Here is an 18,111-nt window from a genome sequence, read left to right as displayed (position 1 = left end):
GTCGACGGCCGCGCCACGGTAACGGAGTTATATAACCCCGTTTTGATCAAGCTGTCAAGATGGTCGACCCAGAACCCGGAAGAGCCCCCGCTCGCGGACACCGCGGCAGATCAAGGGAACGGGCCCGCAACCGTCCTCATCGGACGGTCACCGGTCACAGCACCCACCCGAAGACGAACCAGGCCAGGACCGGCCCGAGGACGATCGCGCACAGCCCGTAGACCATCAGCTGCCGGAAGAGCCGTGCCCGGTCTTCCGGGGCGGCGGACCCGAGCAGCAACCCGCCGGTGATGCCGAGGGGGTTGACGTCGACGAGCACCGCGGAGAGCGCGACGGCGATGATCGCGCCCACCGGCGGCAGACCCGCCGCTACGAGCGGGGCCACCAGCGGCACCGCCGTGGCGAGGACGGCGATCGAGGAAGCGAAGAACGAGGTCAGACCGACGACGAGGCACACGGCGAGCAGCGACAGCAGCGGCGAACCGGTGGCGCTGCTCAGCGCTGCGGTGATCTGCTCGAAAGCACCCAGGTGCTCCATGAGCCCGACGTAGGTGAGCACTCCGGCGATCACGAGGATGATCTCCCAGGGCAGGCGGCGGATGATCGCCGACGGCTCGATGCGCAGCACGAGCTGGAGCACGACAGCGAGGGTCAGCCCGAGCAGGCCGAGGTTGACCTTGAACACCGCTCCGCCGACGACGAGCACGACCAGCGCGGCGATCGAGCCCCACACGGCGAGCCGCCCCGGCGCGGACTGCTGCCCCACCGCATCGGAGACGCGCTCCCGGACAGCCGTGCTCGCGACAGCAGTGCCAGTCGTACCAACGATTTCCGCCGAGGCTCGGTCCGGGGGTGCGGTCGGGCTGCCAGCACCGTCGCGGGCGGCCCGGATCGAACGCCGCCCCACGAGCATCGCGACGAGGCACAGCACGAGACCGGTGCCGAGCACGGCGAGGAAGAGCGCGAGCGACGTGTGGGCGGGCACCTCGATGCCCGCTTTGGACATGAGCCGCGGGGTGCTCGCGCCGAACACCGCGATCGGGGAGAACAACCCGCACATGATGCCGTTGAGCATGGTCAGGCAGAGCAGCAGCGGCGGCAGCCCGCGCTTGGCCGCGATGCCGAGCGCGATCGGGGCCATGATCGCGATGACCGCCGCGGGCAGCGTTCCGATCGCGGTGAGCAGCGCCCCGACGGCGAACAGCAGCAGCGGGATCAACGCGACCCGGTTCCCGATCGGCCGCAGCGCGCGGGACAGGAGCCAGTCCGTGGTCCCGGACAGCTGAACCACGGCGAACAGGGCGGTGATCCCGACGACCAGCACGACGAAGTCGACCGGGAAGAAGCCGAACAGTTCGTCGACGCCGACGCCGGCGAGGCCGGCGACCAGGAGGGCTGCGGGCAGGGCGGCGAGCGCGAGGCTGAAGCGCGGCACGAAAGCACCGAGGAACAGCAGGGCGAGCACCGCGATCGAGAGGAGCGAGGGAGCCATTGGGTGTCCTGTCCTTCAGCGTCGCTGCGGGGAAACGGCGCGCGGATCGGTCAGATGACGCCGTCGGCCCGAAGGGCGTCCACGGCGTGCTGGTCGAGACCGAGCAGGTCGGTCAGCGTCGAGTCGGTGTGCTCCCCCAGGCGCGGCCCCAGCGATCGGATCCGCCCGGGTGTTCCGCTGAGCCGCGGCAGGGGAGCGACCATCGGCAGCTCGCCCCAGTCGTCGTCGACGAGGCTGGTGATCGTTCCGCGTTCCCGGTAGTGCGGGTCCGCGGCGATGTCGGCGATGCTCATGATCGGCGCGGCCGGCACGCTGGCGTCGTTGAGAACCCGAACGGCCTCGTCCGCCGAAAGCCGCCCCACCCACGCCGCGATCACGGGGTACAGCTCGTCCTGGTTCTCCACGCGGCTCTCGCGGGTCGCGTACCGGGGATCGGCCGCGAGCTCCGCCGCGCCCATGACCGCCGCCAGCTTGCCGAACAGCGCGTCGGTGCCGGCGTGCACCGAGATCCGCCGCCCGTCGGCGGTGTCGAAGTCGCTGGCCGGGACGATCTGGAGGTTGCGGTTGCCCTGCCGCTCCCGGACCTTGCCGAGCGCGGCGTAGCTCAGGAGCGCGTTCTCGGAGGCGCGGAACCCCGCCTCGTAGAGGCCGAGGTCCACGATCTGGCCGGTGCCGCCGTTGCGGTCCCGGTCGTAGAGCGCGGTGACGGTCGCGAACGCCGCGAGGTAGGCGGCCATGTAGTCGATCACGGCGTACCCGGTGCGGGTCGGCTGCCCGTCGGGTTCGCCGCTGACGTAGGTGAGGCCGGAGAACGCGCTGGCGATGCGGTCGAAGGCGCCCCGGTCGCGGTGGGGGCCCGACATGCCGTAACCGGTGACCAGGACCAGCACCGCCCGCGGGTTGATCTCCTGGAGCCGCTCCGGCGCCAGGCCCCACTCCTCCAGCGTGGGCGGGCGGAAGTTCATGACGACCACGTCGAAGTGGGGCACCAGCTCGCGCACCAGCTCCTGGCCGCGCGCGGTCCGCAGGTCGACCGTCACGGACTTCTTGTTGCGCCCCTCCTGGATCCACTGCAGCGAACGGCGCCCCGGGGTCGACGAACCCGGCCCGTCGCGGGTGAAGTCGCCGCGGCCCGGCTCCTCGACCTTCACCACCTCGGCCCCGAAGTCGCCCAGCATCGTCGCGGTGACCGGCGCGGCGAGAACGGTGGCGAGGTCCAGCACGCGAATGCCCTCGAGCGGCGAGCGGTCTCCCGGCATCGCCCACCTCCTTGTGAACGCATCGTTATTAACGAACCGTTATTAACGGAACGGTAGAGTAGGGGCGAGCTGCACGGCAGTCAATGGACCAGGAGGTGCGGGATGACCGACGAGGTCGCCGCGAAACCCCGCCGACGACGGCGCTCGCGAGAGGAGACCGAGTCGGACCTGCTCGACGCGGCGCTGCGGATCATGCGGCGCGACGGGCTCCTCGAAGGCGTGACGCTGCGGGACGTCGCCTCGGAAGCAGGCGTCAACCACGGGCAGATCTACCAGTACTTCGGATCCCGGCACGCGTTGCTGCGCGCGGCGATCACCCGCCTGCTCCGGGAGTCGGCGCTCGACCGCGAAACCCATTGGGAGCAGCCGTTCACCCGGCGACGCACGGCGATGTGGGACGCCGCGCTCCGGCAGCCCGACGTGCCCAAGCTGGAAGCGCTCCTGGCGCTGGAGCGCGACGACCAGCTGGTGCTGTTCCCCGAGCTGGAACGCACCCGCGAGGCGCTCGACCGCGACCGGGAGACCGGCGCGCTCCCACCCGATGCCGACGCCGACGTCCTGCACGCGATGACCGCGGCCACCTACATGGGCTACTGCATCTTCCGCGAGGCGATCGCCCGCGAGCTCGGAGTGGAACTCGACGAGCTCGACGCACGAGCCGGCGCGGTGTACGAGCAGCTCGTCACCGGCCTCGCAGCCCCGACCACGCCCGACCAACCCTGACGGACCAGCACCATCCACAACGGACACCGATCGGCGAAGACCGGGAATGCCCGCTGACCCGTGACCGAGCGATCTCGGTATTCTCGATACGCGGTACCCGCACGACCACCACGTGTTCTGCTGCGCCTGGAGGGCGGGATGGACCGGATCGAACTCGTCGAAGCGCTGCGCGCCGCTGGTGTGCCCGACGGCGAGTACTTGATCCCGGGTGGCCCCGCGTCCGGAGGGCCGCGTGCGGACGCCTACTACGTCTTGCGCGAGGAGTCCGGCGCCTACTTGGTCTCCCTCTGGGAACGAGGTGCCGAGGAAACGGCTGCGCGGTTCGCCTCCGAGGACGAAGCTTGCCGGTACCTCTACGGTCGCCTCGCGCAGCGAGCGCCCGCGCCACCGCCGGACTCGGCCCAGATCATCGAGGATTTGATGGCACGCCGGGAAGAGATCCAGCGGGAGGCCCGTGACCAGTACGACCAGGCCCGCCGCCACGAGCGCGGATGAGCGGGGTCCCGTTGCTCGGCATCGGCGACGGCCGGGTCGGTCGTCACGGCACGGGGGTGAAGGTCGGCGACTCGGGACCGGCCGTGGCAGCCCGAAAATTGTCCCTCCCCGCGGAGATCAGCGGGGAGGGACAACGAGCTGTTCGGTCGACCAATTCTCGGAGCTGCCGAATCAGTTGAGGGGCTGCAGGAAGTTGCCCGCGATGAGCTGGCTCGCGTTCATGCTCGGCGAGCGGTACTGAAGGCCGCCGCCCGGTTGTCCGAACCACGGTGACGCGGTTCCGGCCTCGACGGTGAACGGCTTCAACACCTTGAAGACGTGGTAGTCGAACGGGTACCGCGGCTCGAGGGTGTCGAGGCTGCTGGGTGCGAGTGCCCGCTGCCCGAAAGGTACGCCGAACGGCGCGAAGAACCGCCCGTTGTTGCTGCCGAACCGGTCGATGACCTGCCCGGGAACCATCTCGAACGTCGTGCGCCCGTCGGCGAAACCGTCGTTGGGCGGGAAGCGCCACCCGCCCGCGTTCATGTTGGCGGACGGGTCCCAGAAGCAGGCGATGAACGCCGTCGCCGAGAACGAGTCCAGCCGGTTGTAGTCGCGGAGCAGTTCGCCGACAGCGCCGGTCCGGGGCAGGAACTCCGGACCGAGCCGAGGATCGTCCAAGTAGTAGCGCTGCAACGGGCGGTCCGGAAGCTCGACTCGCGAGCCCGGAATCCCGTTCGCCGGGCAGATCGCCGGCGGCGGTCCCGCTGGAGGCGGCGCCGGATGCTCAGAAGGTGGGGCCGTTCGTTCAGGCGTCAGCGGAGGTGCCGGCGGCGTGCCGTCCGAGCGGGAGACGACGGCGGGAGCCGCCCCCGGTATCGGCAACGGCTGTGCGGTGGCACCTCCGGCACCGACCACCAGCATCACCCATGCCGCCAGTGCCACCACGAGACGATGGGACGTTCGCATTCGATCTTCCTCCGGTCCGCAGATCACCGAATGTCACCACCCGGTCATCGGCAGGATTCGTCGTCCCGTGGAGTAGGAATCCGGCGGCCCCACCCCCTCGAGTGGATCAGTTCGGCACCCATTCACCCGGACAGGAACCGCAACCGGCTCCCGGGCAAGGTCGTGCGATCGACTCCGCGAAAGACGGGGGAAGCGTTGGCGGGTTCGCCCTGGGCCAACGGATCCGTCGGGTCGCTACCGGGATTCGACACCCGCAAAGGCGCGCCGTTGGGCGCCCCGGCCTGTTTTCAGCGGGGCTCAAGTGCCGGCAGCGTCCCGCCGCGCGTAGGCGTCGCGGTAGTGCTGCCGCAGCTTGTACTTGAGCACCTTGCCGCCGACCGTCTCCGGGAACTCGTCGACGAAGAGGACGCGCTTGGGCGTCTCGAAGCCGGCCAGCCGTTCGCGGCAGAACGCGATGATCTCGTCCTCGCTCACCGGGTGCTCGGTTCCGGCGATGACGACCGCGGTCACCGCCTCGCCCCACCGCTCGTGGGGCAAGCCGACCACTGCCGCCTTGAACACGCCCGGATGCTGGTGCAGCACAGCTTCCACCCGCAGGCTGGACACGTTCTCACCGCCGGACTTCACGATGTCCTTGTAGCGATCGACCATCACCCGCAGCCCGCGGTCGTCGTAGGTGCAGCTGTCCCCGGAGTGGAACCAGCCGCCGCGGAACGCGTGCTCGGTGGCTTCCTCGTCGCCGTAGTACCCGGCGGTGATGCTCGGCGAGCGGTAGACGGCCTCCCCGGCGATCCCGGGCTGATCGCGCAGATCGGCGCCGGTGTCGTCCACCACCGCTGAGGCCAGCGTCGGGTTGGGCACGCCGACGTAGTTCCGCTCGGGCGCGGTCCTGCGGTAGGTCTCGCCCCACTTGTCCGGCCAGAACCGGTGGCAGGAGATCGCCTCGGTCTGGCCGAAGATCTCCACCGCGACGAAGTCGTCGCCGCACAGCCGCTTGAACGTGGTGAGGGTTCCCGGCGGCAGCGCCGCCCACCCGTACACCAGCACCTTCAGGCTGCGCGGGTCGTAGCGGAGCCGGTCGTCGGCGAGCACGTCGGCGAGGGCGTTCGCCATGGCCGGCGAGCCGCTCCACACCGCGGTGATCGCCTCCCGCGTGACGGCTTCGGCGATGGCGCGCGGATCGGGTTTGCGCCCGATCACCAGCGCGCCGCCGGAGAGGAACGCCGGGAAGGTGAAGATCTGGTCGGCGACGTGGTAGATGATCGGGAGGAAGGCGGCCAGCTTGAGGTCGCACTCCAGCCGGATGCCCCGGGTGAGCGTGAGCGCGAAGCTGTACGCGGCGTAATAGCTCGAGTGGTGCGAGATCATCGCGCCCTTCGGCAGCGAAGTCGTGCCCGACGTGAACAAGATCTGCCAGATGTCGTCGCCGTGGATCTCCACGTCGGGCTCGCCGTCGGGCACTCCGCGGACGAACTCCGCGAACGTCGCGCTGCCCTCGACCGCGTCTCCACCGATCGGGATGGTGATGCCGGGAGCGAGGCCGTGCTCGTCGAACGGCTCCTCCGCGCGCGGCCACAGCTCCGCGTCGACGACGGCGAACGCCGGCCGCGTCTTGTCGATGAGGTGCCCGACCACGTCCGGGGCGAGCGTCGGGTTGACCGGTACGCACACCAGTCCGGCCCGGGCGATGCCGAGCTTGGTCAGGTAGGCCTCCACCGAATTCTCGCAGAACATCAGCACGCGATCGCCGCGTTGCAGCCCGCGTGCGAGCAACCCGTTCGCCACCTGCGCGACGAGGCGGTCGGCCTCGGCGTAGGTGAGCCGCTCGTGCTCGGGGTGCGCGAAGGCGCCGGCCCAGCCGATCACCGCCTCCTGGTCTGGATAGCTCCAGGTCAGGCGTTCCAGAACATCGCCGACGCTGGCGCGCTCCCAGCGGTTGACCGCACGCCGGTCGGACAGGCTGGTGACGTCGAGGCCCATGACCGCTGCTCCGATCCTGGATTGTGAATCCATATTCACTAGGGATCGTAAACTGCGCATCACGACTTGTGAAGGGGGTCACAGATGCAGTCATGCGACCAGCTGAAATGCCGCCTCCAGGTTCACCCTTTTCAAAGTTAGTGAATGTGGAGTAACTTCAACCCCGTTGTCGAGGAGAGGGGCGGCATCGTGCCCGTGTTGAGATCCGCCGTGGACGTCACCGCCGAGGACTACCGGCAGAACCGCGAGGCGCAGCTGGCCGCGGTGGCCGCGTTGCGCGAGCAGCTGGATCTGGCGCGCGCCGGCGGCGGGCAGAAGTACGCCGACCGGCACCGCCGGCGCGGGCGGCTGCTGGTGCGCGAGCGCATCGAGCTGCTGCTCGACCGCGATGCGCCGTTCCTGGAGCTCTCCGCGCTCGCCGCGTGGGGCACGGAGTTCGCGGTGGGCGCCAGCATCGTCACCGGCGTCGGCGTGGTGTCCGGTGTGGAATGCGTGATCATCGCGCACGACCCGACCGTGCGCGGCGGCGCGATGAACCCCTACACGCTGCGGAAGACGTTGCGCGCCTTGGAGATCGCGCGCACCAACCGGCTCCCGGTGCTGAACCTGGTCGAGTCGGGCGGCGCCGACCTGCCGACCCAGTCCGAGCTGTTCGTGCACGCCGGCAAGATCTTCCACGACCTCACCGAGCTGTCGGCCATGGGCATTCCGACGGTCGCGCTGGTGTTCGGCAACTCCACCGCGGGCGGCGCCTACGTGCCCGGGATGTGCGATTACGCGGTGCTGGTGGACCGCCAGGCCAAGGTCTTCCTCGGCGGACCGCCGCTGGTGAAGATGGCCACCGGGGAGGACGCCGACGACGAAGCGCTCGGCGGCGCCGAGATGCATTCCACGGTGTCCGGCCTGGCCGACCACTTCGCGGTCGACGAGGTGGACTGCATCCGGCTCGGCAGGCAGATCGTCTCCGAGCTGAACTGGCGCAAGCTCGGCCCGGACCCGACCCGACCGCCGGACCCGCCGCTGTTCGACCCGGAGGAGCTGCTCGGCATCGCCTCGGCCGACTTCCGGGTGCCGGTGGACCCCCGCGAGGTCCTCGCACGCGTCGTGGACGGATCCCGGTTCGGCGAGTACAAACCGCGCTACGGCACCAGCCTGGTCACCGGGTGGGCGTCGATCCACGGCTACCCGGTGGGCGTGCTGGCCAACGCCCGCGGCGTGCTGTTCTCCGAGGAGGCGAAGAAGGCCAGCGAGTTCATCCTGCTGGCCAACCAGACGAACACGCCGCTGATCTTCCTGCAGAACACCACCGGCTACATGGTCGGCAAGGACTACGAGCAGGGCGGCATCATCAAGGACGGCGCGAAGATGATCAACGCGGTGACCAACAGCTCGGTCCCGCACATCACCATCAACATCGGCGCGTCGTTCGGCGCGGGCAACTACGGGATGTCCGGCCGCGCTTACGATCCCCGGTTCATGTTCGCCTGGGCGAACGCGAAGCTCGCGGTGATGGGCGCGCAGCAGCTCGCAGGCGTCCTGTCCATCGTGGGCAGACAGAGCGCGGAGGCTGCCGGGCGGGAGTTCGACGTCGAGGCCGACGAGCGGCAGCGCAAGCAGATCGAGGAGCAGATCGAGCGCGAATCGCACGCGCTGTTCGTCACCGCGCGGGTTTACGACGACGGTGTGATCGATCCGCGGGACACCCGCACGGTGCTCGGCATCGCGTTGTCCGCAGCGCATTCCCAGTCGGTCGAGGGTCGCCGCGGGTTCGGCGTCTTCCGGATGTGAGGTGGCCATGACCATCACCAAGCTGCTCGTCGCGAACCGGGGCGAGATCGCCTCCCGGATCATGCGCACCGCGCGCGAGTGCGACATCGCTCCGGTCGCGGTGTTCTCCGACGCGGACGCGGGCGCGCCGTTCGTCGCCGACGCCGACGAGGCCGTGCACCTGCCCGGCAACGCGCCGTCGGACACCTACCTGCGCGCGGAGGCGATCATCGACGCTGCCCGGCGCACGGGCGCCGACGCGATCCACCCGGGCTACGGGTTCCTGTCGGAGAACGCGGAGTTCGCCCGCTCCTGCGCGGCTGCCGGGATCACGTTCGTCGGCCCCTCCCCGCAGGCCATCGAGTCGATGGGCTCGAAGATCCGCGCCAAGGAGCTGATGGCGGCTGCCGGGGTGCCCGTGCTGCCCGGCATCACCCTGGACTCGGACACCGAGGTCGACGCCGACGACTTCGCGGCGCGGGTGGCCGCGGAGATCGGATACCCGTTGCTGGTGAAGGCCTCCTACGGCGGCGGCGGGCGGGGCATGCGCGTGGTGCGCGACCCCTCGGAGCTCTTCGACGCGGTGACCGGGGCGCGCCGGGAGGCGCAGGCCGCGTTCGGCAACCCGGCGGTGTTCCTGGAGCGCTTCGTCGACGCGCCGCGCCACGTCGAGGTGCAGATCTTCGGCGACACCCACGGCACCGTGGTGCACCTGTTCGAGCGGGAGTGCTCGATCCAGCGGCGCTACCAGAAGATCATCGAGGAGGCGCCGTCACCCGCGGTGGACGATGCGCTGCGCACGCGGCTGGGCGAGGCCGCGGTGGCCGCGGGCAAGGCCATCGGCTACGTCGGCGCGGGCACGGTGGAATTCGTCCTGGGCCAGGACGGCCGGTTCTACTTCCTAGAGGTCAACACCCGCCTGCAGGTCGAGCACCCGGTCACCGAGCTCGTCACCGGCCTCGACCTGGTGCGGCTGCAGCTGCAGGTGGCGGACGGCCTACCGCTCCCCGACGAAGCGCTCACCGCGACCGTTTCCGGCCACGCCGTGGAGGCCCGGCTCTACGCCGAGGACGTCGGCGCGGGGTTCCTCCCGGCGACCGGCTCGCTGGCCCGGTTCGACGTGCCGCCGATGAACGGCGTGCGGGTGGACGCCGGCGTGGCCGACGGCTCGGAGGTCGGCGTGCACTACGACCCCATGCTGGCCAAGGTCATCGCCCACGGTCCGACCCGGGACGCGGCGTGCCGGCGCCTGGCCAGGGCACTGCACGAGACGCGGGTGCACGGCGTGGTGACCAACCGCGAACTCCTGGTCGGCATCCTCCGCGAACCCGAGTTCCGCTCCGGCGCCATCGACACCGGCTACCTCGATCGGCACGACCCGGCTCAACTCGCCCGCACCGCACCGGAAGTCGTGCGGCTGCACGCGCTCGCGGCGGCGTTGGCCGGGCAGGCCGAGCGGCGGGCGACTGCGCCGGTGCTGGCGTCCGCACCTTCGGGATGGCGCAACGTGCCGAACGGCCCGCAGGTCGCAAAGCTGTCCTATGAGGACGATGAGATCGAAGTCCGCTACCGGATAGCAGGCCGGATCGTCGAGGCCGAGGTAGGTGCGGAAGTCCTCGGCGAGGTGGTCCTGCACGCGGCTTCCGAGTCCCTGGTGGATCTGACCGTCGACGGCGTGCGCCGCGCGGTCCGCGTGCAGCGCGTCGGCGACGTCTTCTACGCCGACAGCTCTCTCGGCGCGACCACGCTCACCGAGCTACCCCGGTTCCCCGACCCGCAGTCCCGCACGGCACCGGGGTCGCTGCTGGCGCCCATGCCGGGCACGGTCGTGCGGGTCGCGGTGGACACCGGCGCGGCGGTCGCGCACGGAACGCCGGTCGTGGTGCTGGAAGCCATGAAGATGGAGCACAGCGTGACCGCGCCGCACGACGGAACGGTCACCGAGCTGAACGTTGCAATAGGACAGACGGTGGAGACGGGCGCGGTGCTCGCTGTCGTGGAGGAGGCCCCGTGAACGAGGTGACCTACGAGCTCCGGGGTGAGGTCGCGTGGCTGACCATCAACCGGCCGGAGGCGCGCAACGCGCTGTCCAAGGCAGTGCGCGACGGGCTGTTCGAGGGCGCGCAGCGGTTCAACGACGACGAGGACGCCAAGGTGCTGGTGCTCACCGGTGCCGGGGACAAGGCGTTCTGCGCGGGCGGCGACCTCAAGGAGATGGCGGAGACCGGCCTCGAAGTGCCGCCGCCGGACTTCGTGCCCCAGTTCGGGCGGAACATCCAGGTCGAGAAGCCGACCATCGCCGCGGTCAACGGCGTCGCCTACGCCGGCGGGTTCCTGCTCGCGCAGTGCTGCGACCTGTGCGTCGCCGCCCACCACGCCCGGTTCGCGATCACCGAGGCCAAGGTGGGGCGCGGCGCGCCGTGGGCGGCACCCCTGCCGTGGCTGATCCCGCCGCGCATCGCGATGCAGGTCCTGCTCACCGGCGACCCCATCGACGCCGAGCGAGCCCGCGAAGTCGGGCTGGTGAACGAGGTCGTGCCGGCCGCCGAGCTGGCGCAGACCACCCAACGGCTCGCCGAGCGCATCGCCGCCAACGCTCCCCTGTCGGTGCGCGCGGCCAAGCGCACGGTCCGCCTGGTCGCCGACCACCCGTTGCCCGACGCGTTGGAGGAGGCCGAGCGGATCTGGGAGCCGGTCTACCTGAGCCAGGACGCGCAGGAGGGCCCCGCCGCGTTCCGCGACAAGCGCACCCCGCAGTGGAAGGGGGCCTGATGCCCGTCTCGTTGCCAGACCTGCTGGCCGACCTGCGCGCGGAGACCGACGTGCTCACCGCACTGCTGACCGTTGCCACCCCGGCGAACTGGGAGGCGCCGACCCCCGCCGAAGGATGGGCCGTCCGGGACCAGGTGAGCCACCTCGCGTACTTCGACGAGGCGGCCGTCCAGGCGGCCACCGAACCGGACCGGTTCCGCGAATCCGCTGCCGAACTGCTCGCGCTGGGCGCGGCGTTCCCGGACCGGATCGCGGAGCGCTACCGGCACCTCACCCCGGCCGAGCTCTCCGCTTGGCTGGCCACCGCGCGCCAGAACCTGCTGGACACGTTCACCGGCCTCGACCCGAAGGCGAGAGTTCCCTGGTACGGCCCGGACATGAGCGCCGTGAGCTCGATCACCGCGCGCCTGATGGAAACCTGGGCGCACGGGCAGGACATCGCCGACACCCTGGGCGTGGTGCGCAGGCCCACGCACCGGCTGCGGCACATCGCCGAGCTCGGCATCCGCACGTTCGGGTTCGCGTTCGCCCTGAACGGCCTCGAGGTGCCGAACGCGCCGGTGCGGGTGGAGCTCGCGGCTCCGGACGGGGGCGTCTGGACCTGGGGTCCGGACGACGCCGCGGACCGGGTGACCGGCAGCGCGCTGGACTTCTGCCTCGCGGTCACGCAGCGGCGGCACCGCGACGACACCGACCTGGTGATCAGCGGCCCGGTCGCCTCCGAGTGGATGTCGATCGCGCAGGCCTTCGCCGGTGCTCCCGGGCCGGGGCGGCAGCCCGCCGGGAAGGAGGTCGCCCGATGACGCGCGCGGTGCGGATCGGCAACTGCTCCGGCTTCTACGGCGACCGGATCGCCGCCGCCAGGGAGATGGTGGACGGCGGCCCGATCGACGTGCTGACCGGCGACTACCTGGCCGAGCTGACCATGCTCATCTTGTGGAAGGCGCGGCAGAAGGACCCGGAGGCCGGGTACGCCAAGACCTTCCTGACCCAGATGGAGCACGTGCTGGGCACCTGCCTGGACCGGGGCATCCGGGTGGTGAGCAACGCGGGCGGCCTGAACCCGGCCGGGCTGGCCGCCCGCCTCGGCGAGCTGGCCGCGCGACTGGGCCTCGCGCCCCGGATCGCCTACGTGCACGGCGACGACCTCGTGCACCGCGTCGACGAGCTGGTCCGCGACGGGCATGATCTGTCCAATTTGGACACCGGCGTGCCGCTCGCGGAGGCGGGCGTCGAACCGGTGTCCGCCAACGCATACCTCGGCGGGTGGGGCATCGCGGAAGCGCTGGCCGGCGACGCCGACGTGGTGGTGTGCGGTCGGGTCACCGACGCCGCCGTGGTCACCGGGCCTGCCGCGTGGTGGCACGGGTGGGATCGCGGCGACCACGACGCGCTGGCCGGAGCCGTGGTCGCCGGGCACGTGATCGAGTGCGGACCGCAGGCCACCGGCGGGAACTACTCGTGGCTGCACGAGATCACCGACCGGCGCTACCCGGGCTTCCCCATCGCCGAGGTGTCCGCCGACGGCAGCTCGGTGATCACCAAGCACCCGGGCACCGGCGGTCTGGTGTCGGTCGGCACGGTCACCGCGCAGCTGGTGTACGAGATCGCGGAGCCCGCCTACAAAGGACCGGACGTGATCGCGCACTTCGACACGGTGCGGCTCAGCCAGGAGGCCCCGGACCGGGTGCGGATCTCCGGAGTGCGCGGCGACCCGCCGCCGCCCGATCTCAAGGTCGCGGTGAACTACCTCGGCGGCTACCGCAACACGATGACGCTCGTGCTCACCGGCCTCGACATCGACGACAAGGCCGCGCGGGCCGAGCAGCAGCTGTTCGAGATCCTCGGCGGCAAGGACCGGTTCGCCGAGGTCGACACCCGCCTGATCCGGTTCGACCGGGCGGACGCGGAGACCAACGAGCAGGCGTGCGCGCACCTGCGGATCACCGTGAAGGACCCGGATCCGAAGAAGGTCGGGCGGGCGTTCTCCAACGCCACCATGGAACTCGCGCTCGGCGGCTACGCCGGGTTCCACACCACCACCCCGCCCACCGCCGAAAGCGCGTACGGCGTGTACTGGCCGGCGCTGGTTCCGGCGAGCGTCGTCGAGCACACCGTGGTGCTGCCGGACGGCACGAGCAAGGTGGTCGAGCACTCGCCGAGCGGACCGCCGCGAACCGCACCGGCGCCCGCGGACCGGACGCCGGGGCCGGGCGGGCCGTGCGAGCGGGCACCGCTGGGCGCGGTGTGCGCGGCGCGGTCCGGCGACAAGGGCGGCAACGCCAACGTCGGGATCTGGGGCCGCGACGAGCGCACTTTCGCATGGCTCCGGGACTTCCTCACCACCGACCGGCTCGCCGAGCTGATCCCGGAGGCGAAGGGCCTCGAAGTGCGCCGGTACGAGCTGCCCGACCTGCACGCGCTGAACTTCGTGATCGTGGGCCTGCTCGGCGCCGGCGTGGCCTCGTCCAGCCGACCCGACCCGCAGGCCAAAGGACTCGGCGAGTACCTGCGGTCGCGCCATGTCGACATCCCGACGGAACTACTCGAGGTGGCCCGTGGACTTCAAGGAAAGTGACGAGCACCGCGCGCTCCGCGACGCGGTCGGCGCGATCGCGGCCGAGTTCGGCGGCGACTACTTCGCGCGGAAGGCCGAGGCCAGAGAACCGACCAGCGAGTTGTGGCAGGCGCTGGGCGAGCACGGCTACATCGGCATCAACATCCCCGAGGCCTACGGCGGAGGCGGCGCCGGGCTGAGCGAGCTGGCCATCGTGTGCGAGGAGTCGGCCGCGCGCGGCTGTCCGCTGCTCCTGCTGCTGGTGTCCAGCGCGATCAGCGGCGAGGTGATCTCCACCTACGGCACCGCCGCGCAGCGCGACGAGTGGTTGCCCCGGCTGGCCGACGGGAGCGGCAAGGTGGTCTTCGCGATCACCGAGCCGGACGCGGGGTCGAACACCCACCGGCTGTCCACCACCGCCACCCGCGACGGCGACTCGTACGTGCTGCGCGGGCAGAAGTACTACATCTCCGGCGTGGACGAGGCCGATGCCGTCCTCGTCGTCGCGCGCACCGGCACCGACGAGGCCAGCGGCCACGGGCGGCTGTCCCTGTTCCTCGTGGGCACCGGCGCACCCGGCCTGGTCAAGCAGCCGCTGCCGGTGTCGGTGACGCTGCCGGAACGGCAGTTCACCTTGCACTTCGACGACGTTCGGGTACCCGCGGACGCGCTGGTGGGCACCGAGGGCGACGGGTTCGCGCAGGTCTTCCACGGGCTCAACCCGGAGCGCGTGACCGGCGCCGCGGTGTGCGTCGGCATCGGACGGCACGTGCTCGACAAGGCCGTCGAGTACGCGAACGCGCGCACCGTGTGGGACCGGCCGATCGGCGCCCACCAGGGCGTGTCGCACCCGCTGGCGCGGGCCAAGATCGAAGTGGAGCTGGCCGCGCTGATGACCGCCAAGGCGGCCCGCTTGCACGACCAGGGCGAACCGGCGGGTGAAGCCGCCAACATGGCCAAGTACGCGGCGGCCGAAGCCGCGCTTTCCGCGGTGGACGCGGCAATCCAGTGCCACGGCGGCAACGGCTTGTCCGTCGACTTCGGACTCGTGCCGTACTGGGGACTGGCGCGCTTGCTGCGAATCGCACCGGTGAACCGGGAAATGATCCTCAACTACGTCGCCCAGCACTCGCTGGGCCTGCCCAAGTCGTACTGACGAACGCGAGGTGGGACGACGATGTCCGAGCTGAACGCGAACCTCATCCACCGGGTGAACGTGGGAGACAGCCTGACCAGGACGGCCGCCCGGCATCCCGAGCGGACCGCCGTGGTGGACGGCGACCGGCGCTGGACCTACGCCGAGTTCAACGCGTGGGTGAACCGGGTGGCCAACGCGCTGTCCGGGCTGGGCTACGCGCGCGGCGACGCGCTGGCGCTGGCCAGTGGGAACAGCGCGGAGTTCCTGGTCACCTACTACGCGTGCGCCAAGCTCGGCGTGGTGTGCGTGCCGATCAACCTGGGGTGGCGCACCGACGAGATCGCCTACGTGCTCGACCACTCCGAAGCGCGCGGCATCGTGGTGGAGAGCCAGCTCGCCGCCGCGATGGCCGACGCGCTGGGCAGGGTGCCCGCCGTGCGGGACGTCTTCGTGGCACCCGGGACCGGGGCGGAGGTCGCGCTGGACCGGCCGGTGAGCACCTTCGACGCGCTGGCCGGCGGAGAGGGCGAGCCCGAGCACGTCGTGGAAGACCGCGACCCGATCACCTACCTCTACACCAGCGGCACGACGTCGTTCCCCAAGGGCGTGGTCGGCAACCACACGGCGATCTACCTCGAATCGATGACGATGGCGCTGGAAGCCCGCTTCACCGAGGACGATCGGTTCGTCGCGATGCTGCCGATGTTCCACACCGCGCAGCTGAACTGCCACTGCACGTCGGCGATCATGGTGGGGGCGACGATCCACGTGCGACGCGCGTTCGACGCCGCGGACCTGCTGGCGCTGATCGAGCGGGAGCGGATCACGCAGATCTTCGCGCTGCCCATGATGTACCGGACGATGCTGGAGCACCCGGACGTCGACCGGCGGGACCTCTCCAGCCTGCGGCGCGCGTGCTACGCCATGGCGCCCATGCCCGACGCGCAGCTGCGCCAGTGCCTCGAGAAGTTCGGCTGCGACTTCTACCTGCTGTTCGGGCAGACCGAGATGAGCCCGACCGCGACCGTGTTCCGGCCGGAGCACCAGCTCTCGCACTGCGGCGCGGTCGGCACCCCGGTGGTGAACGTGCAGGTCGGGATCATGGCGCCGGACGGGACGCTGGTGCCGCAGGGGCAGAAGGGCGAGATCGTCTACCGCGGCCCGCACACGATGACCGAGTACCTGAAGGACGCCGAGGCCACCGGCAAGGCGTTCGCGCACGGGTGGTTCCACTCCGGTGATGCGGGGTACTTCGACCGCGACGGCGTCCTCTGGTTCACCGACCGGAACAAGGACGTGATCAAGACCGGCGGGGAGAACGTCGCCTCCATCGAGGTGGAGAAGGCCGTCTACGCGGCGGACGAGGACGTCGCCGAGGTCGTCGTGGTGGGGCTGCCGCACGAGCGGTGGAGCGAGGCCATCACCGCGATCGTGGTGCCCAGGAACGGCGGCAGCATCGACGGCGAGGCGCTGATCGCGAAGGTGAAGGAGCTGATCGACCCGTACAAGGCGCCCAAGGCGGTGATCGTGGTCGATGAACTGCCCAAGACCTCGACTGGCAAGATCCAGAAGCACAAGGTGCGGCACAGCTACGCCGACCACTACGCACGGACCCGAGAGGAGCGGTGATGAGCGAGGCGCCCGCGCGCGTCCGGGACCCCGCCCGCAAGGAGCGGATCCTGGCCGCAGCGGCCGACCTGGTGGCCCGCAACGGATACCACTCGGTCTCGATGGCCGACATCGGCGCGGCCGCCGGCATCACCGGTTCCGGGATCTACCGGCACTTCGAGAGCAAGTCGGCCATGCTCGTCGCGCTGTTCGACCGGGTCATCGACGGCCTGCTGCGGGACGAGGAACGCATCGTGCACGAGGTCACCGACCTCGAGCAGGTGCTGGACGAGCTCATCGCCGGGCAGGTCGAGTTCGTGGTGGCCGACCGCGAGCTCGCGCAGGTGTACCACAACGAGATCCAGAACCTGCCCGAGGAGGACCGGCGGAGGTTGCGGCGCAAGCAGCGCCTGTACCTCGAGGAGTGGGTGCACCTGCTGGCCGAGCTGCGCCCCGGCCTCAGCGACGCCGAGGCCAGGGCCGTCGTGCACGCCGCGATCGGCGCCATCCAGTCGATGCTCTTCCACAACACCGGGCTGCCCGAAGACCGCCAGCGCACCCTGCTGACCGAGGCGGCGAAGGCGGTCCTCGCCTGCCCCGCGTAGGCCGCACGTACCCGAACCCCGCCCCGGTGCCCGCGGTCGTCGCTGCTCTTGATCCGAAGGCGATACTGATCACCCCACCGGAACAAGAGGGAGACGCACCGTGTCGATCTGGGACCCCGTGCCAGCTTTACCAGCGACCGTTGACACCACTCAGCCGAGCGCAGCTCGCGCCTACGACTACTTCCTCGGCGGCTCGCACAACTTCGCCGCCGACCGCGAGTTCGCCAACCAGGTGCTGGCCATCGCGCCGAGCATCCCGGCCGTGACCCGGTTGAACCGGTCGTTCCTGCGCCGCGCCGTGCACTACTGCCTCGACCAGGGCATCCGCCAGTTCCTCGACCTCGGCTCCGGCATCCCCACGGTCGGCAACACCCACCAGGTCGCCGATGCCGCGGGCATCGCGGCCCGCGTGGTCTACGTCGACAACGAACCGGTGGCCTACCACCACGCCCAGCACGTGCTGGGCGGCTCGGAGACGGCGACGATCATCCAGGCCGACATGCGCGACCTGCCCGCGGTGCTCGACCACCCGGACACCCGCAGGCTGCTCGACTTCACCCAGCCGGTCGGCCTGCTCGCCGTCGGCGTGCTGCTGTACCTCGAGGACCCGCAACCGGCGGAGCTGATCGGCGCCTACCGCCAGCGCCTCGCACCCGGCTCGCTGGTCGCCGTGTCCACCCTGACCTGCTGGCCCGGGATCATCTCCTCCCGGTAGATCCGCATGTCCGGGGTGACGTGGTCGAACAGCGAAGCGCCGAGGAAGAACC

General features: G+C 70.7%; 15 protein-coding genes. 11 read left to right on the top strand and 4 right to left on the bottom strand.

The genetic code is table 11. The features are described 5' to 3' along the window. Positions 1-154 precede the first annotated feature (154 nt). Positions 155-1,492, bottom strand: coding sequence for an SLC13 family permease (locus ABTZ89_RS03605; RefSeq protein ID WP_351039662.1), 1,338 nt, complete (start codon positions 1,490-1,492; stop codon positions 155-157). 50 nt (positions 1,493-1,542) lie between these two features. Continuing rightward, the gene (locus ABTZ89_RS03600) at positions 1,543-2,751 is read right to left on the bottom strand and encodes a CaiB/BaiF CoA transferase family protein (RefSeq protein WP_351039659.1); all 1,209 of its coding nucleotides are present in this window, start codon (positions 2,749-2,751) and stop codon (positions 1,543-1,545) included. 102 nt (positions 2,752-2,853) lie between these two features. On the opposite strand from ABTZ89_RS03600, the gene ABTZ89_RS03595 reads away from it, so the two are divergent. Together ABTZ89_RS03595 and ABTZ89_RS03590 are read left to right on the top strand one after the other, a co-directional pair. Continuing rightward, positions 2,854-3,474, top strand: coding sequence for a TetR/AcrR family transcriptional regulator (locus tag ABTZ89_RS03595; RefSeq protein ID WP_270952692.1), 621 nt, complete (start codon positions 2,854-2,856; stop codon positions 3,472-3,474). A 138-nt stretch (positions 3,475-3,612) separates the two neighbouring features. After that, on the top strand, positions 3,613-3,969 hold the full coding sequence (locus ABTZ89_RS03590; protein ID WP_270952691.1) for a hypothetical protein: 357 nt from the start codon (positions 3,613-3,615) through the stop codon (positions 3,967-3,969). Positions 3,970-4,140: 171 nt separating this feature from the next. Here ABTZ89_RS03590 and ABTZ89_RS03585 read toward each other — a convergent pair whose 3' ends face one another. Together ABTZ89_RS03585 and ABTZ89_RS03580 are read right to left on the bottom strand one after the other, a co-directional pair. Next, positions 4,141-4,644 carry a TNT domain-containing protein gene (locus tag ABTZ89_RS03585; protein ID WP_270952690.1) on the bottom strand — a complete coding sequence of 168 codons (504 nt, stop codon included), beginning with the start codon at positions 4,642-4,644 and terminating at the stop codon, positions 4,141-4,143. A gap of 570 nt (positions 4,645-5,214) precedes the next feature. Then, positions 5,215-6,897, bottom strand: coding sequence for an AMP-binding protein (locus tag ABTZ89_RS03580; RefSeq protein WP_351039654.1), 1,683 nt, complete (start codon positions 6,895-6,897; stop codon positions 5,215-5,217). 144 nt (positions 6,898-7,041) lie between these two features. Between ABTZ89_RS03580 and ABTZ89_RS03575 the strand changes: the two genes are divergently transcribed. From ABTZ89_RS03575 to ABTZ89_RS03535, 9 genes are all read left to right on the top strand, one after another. Beyond that, positions 7,042-8,685 carry an acyl-CoA carboxylase subunit beta gene (locus ABTZ89_RS03575; protein ID WP_502949507.1) on the top strand — a complete coding sequence of 548 codons (1,644 nt, stop codon included), beginning with the start codon at positions 7,042-7,044 and terminating at the stop codon, positions 8,683-8,685. Between the two features lie 7 nt (positions 8,686-8,692). Continuing rightward, entirely contained in the window at positions 8,693-10,678 is a 1,986-nt protein-coding gene (locus ABTZ89_RS03570) for an ATP-binding protein (RefSeq protein ID WP_351039648.1), read from the top strand. Beyond that, a complete protein-coding gene (locus ABTZ89_RS03565) occupies positions 10,675-11,436 on the top strand; it encodes an enoyl-CoA hydratase/isomerase family protein (protein WP_351039645.1) in 762 nt (253 codons plus the stop codon). Before ABTZ89_RS03570 ends, ABTZ89_RS03565 begins: the two co-directional genes overlap by 4 nt. After that, entirely contained in the window at positions 11,436-12,239 is an 804-nt protein-coding gene (locus ABTZ89_RS03560; RefSeq protein WP_351039642.1) for a TIGR03084 family metal-binding protein, read from the top strand. Before ABTZ89_RS03565 ends, ABTZ89_RS03560 begins: the two co-directional genes overlap by 1 nt. Further along, entirely contained in the window at positions 12,236-14,014 is a 1,779-nt protein-coding gene (locus ABTZ89_RS03555) for an acyclic terpene utilization AtuA family protein (protein ID WP_351039639.1), read from the top strand. Before ABTZ89_RS03560 ends, ABTZ89_RS03555 begins: the two co-directional genes overlap by 4 nt. Continuing rightward, entirely contained in the window at positions 13,995-15,149 is a 1,155-nt protein-coding gene (locus tag ABTZ89_RS03550) for an acyl-CoA dehydrogenase family protein (RefSeq protein ID WP_351039637.1), read from the top strand. Before ABTZ89_RS03555 ends, ABTZ89_RS03550 begins: the two co-directional genes overlap by 20 nt. Before the next feature lie 21 nt (positions 15,150-15,170). Further along, the gene (locus tag ABTZ89_RS03545) at positions 15,171-16,760 is read left to right on the top strand and encodes a long-chain-fatty-acid--CoA ligase (RefSeq protein ID WP_351039634.1); all 1,590 of its coding nucleotides are present in this window, start codon (positions 15,171-15,173) and stop codon (positions 16,758-16,760) included. Continuing rightward, the gene (locus tag ABTZ89_RS03540) at positions 16,760-17,344 is read left to right on the top strand and encodes a TetR/AcrR family transcriptional regulator (protein WP_270952680.1); all 585 of its coding nucleotides are present in this window, start codon (positions 16,760-16,762) and stop codon (positions 17,342-17,344) included. The genes ABTZ89_RS03545 and ABTZ89_RS03540 overlap by 1 nt, the downstream gene beginning before the upstream one ends. 100 nt (positions 17,345-17,444) lie before the next feature. After that, a complete protein-coding gene (locus tag ABTZ89_RS03535) occupies positions 17,445-18,059 on the top strand; it encodes an SAM-dependent methyltransferase (RefSeq protein WP_351039631.1) in 615 nt (204 codons plus the stop codon). Positions 18,060-18,111 lie beyond the last annotated feature (52 nt).

The organism is Saccharopolyspora sp. NPDC002686, from assembly GCF_040295745.1.
GTDB lineage: Bacteria > Actinomycetota > Actinomycetes > Mycobacteriales > Pseudonocardiaceae > Saccharopolyspora > Saccharopolyspora oryzae.
Note: the sequence above shows the minus strand (reverse complement) of the source record. Positions and strands in the feature narration are given on the sequence as shown.

Bases quoted from the DNA above. Each gene is read 5' to 3' on its own strand.
- ABTZ89_RS03605 (WP_351039662.1), bottom strand. From the start codon at position 1,492: ATGGCTCCCTCGCTCCTCTCGATCGCGGTGCTCGCCCTGCTGTTCCTC.
- ABTZ89_RS03575 (WP_502949507.1), top strand. From the start codon at position 7,042: ATGTGGAGTAACTTCAACCCCGTTGTCGAGGAGAGGGGCGGCATCGTG.
- ABTZ89_RS03555 (WP_351039639.1), top strand. From the start codon at position 12,236: ATGACGCGCGCGGTGCGGATCGGCAACTGCTCCGGCTTCTACGGCGAC.
- ABTZ89_RS03595 (WP_270952692.1), top strand. From the start codon at position 2,854: ATGACCGACGAGGTCGCCGCGAAACCCCGCCGACGACGGCGCTCGCGA.
- ABTZ89_RS03590 (WP_270952691.1), top strand. From the start codon at position 3,613: ATGGACCGGATCGAACTCGTCGAAGCGCTGCGCGCCGCTGGTGTGCCC.
- ABTZ89_RS03600 (WP_351039659.1), bottom strand. From the start codon at position 2,751: ATGCCGGGAGACCGCTCGCCGCTCGAGGGCATTCGCGTGCTGGACCTC.
- ABTZ89_RS03545 (WP_351039634.1), top strand. From the start codon at position 15,171: ATGTCCGAGCTGAACGCGAACCTCATCCACCGGGTGAACGTGGGAGAC.
- ABTZ89_RS03570 (WP_351039648.1), top strand. From the start codon at position 8,693: ATGACCATCACCAAGCTGCTCGTCGCGAACCGGGGCGAGATCGCCTCC.
- ABTZ89_RS03560 (WP_351039642.1), top strand. From the start codon at position 11,436: ATGCCCGTCTCGTTGCCAGACCTGCTGGCCGACCTGCGCGCGGAGACC.
- ABTZ89_RS03540 (WP_270952680.1), top strand. From the start codon at position 16,760: ATGAGCGAGGCGCCCGCGCGCGTCCGGGACCCCGCCCGCAAGGAGCGG.
- ABTZ89_RS03580 (WP_351039654.1), bottom strand. From the start codon at position 6,897: ATGGGCCTCGACGTCACCAGCCTGTCCGACCGGCGTGCGGTCAACCGC.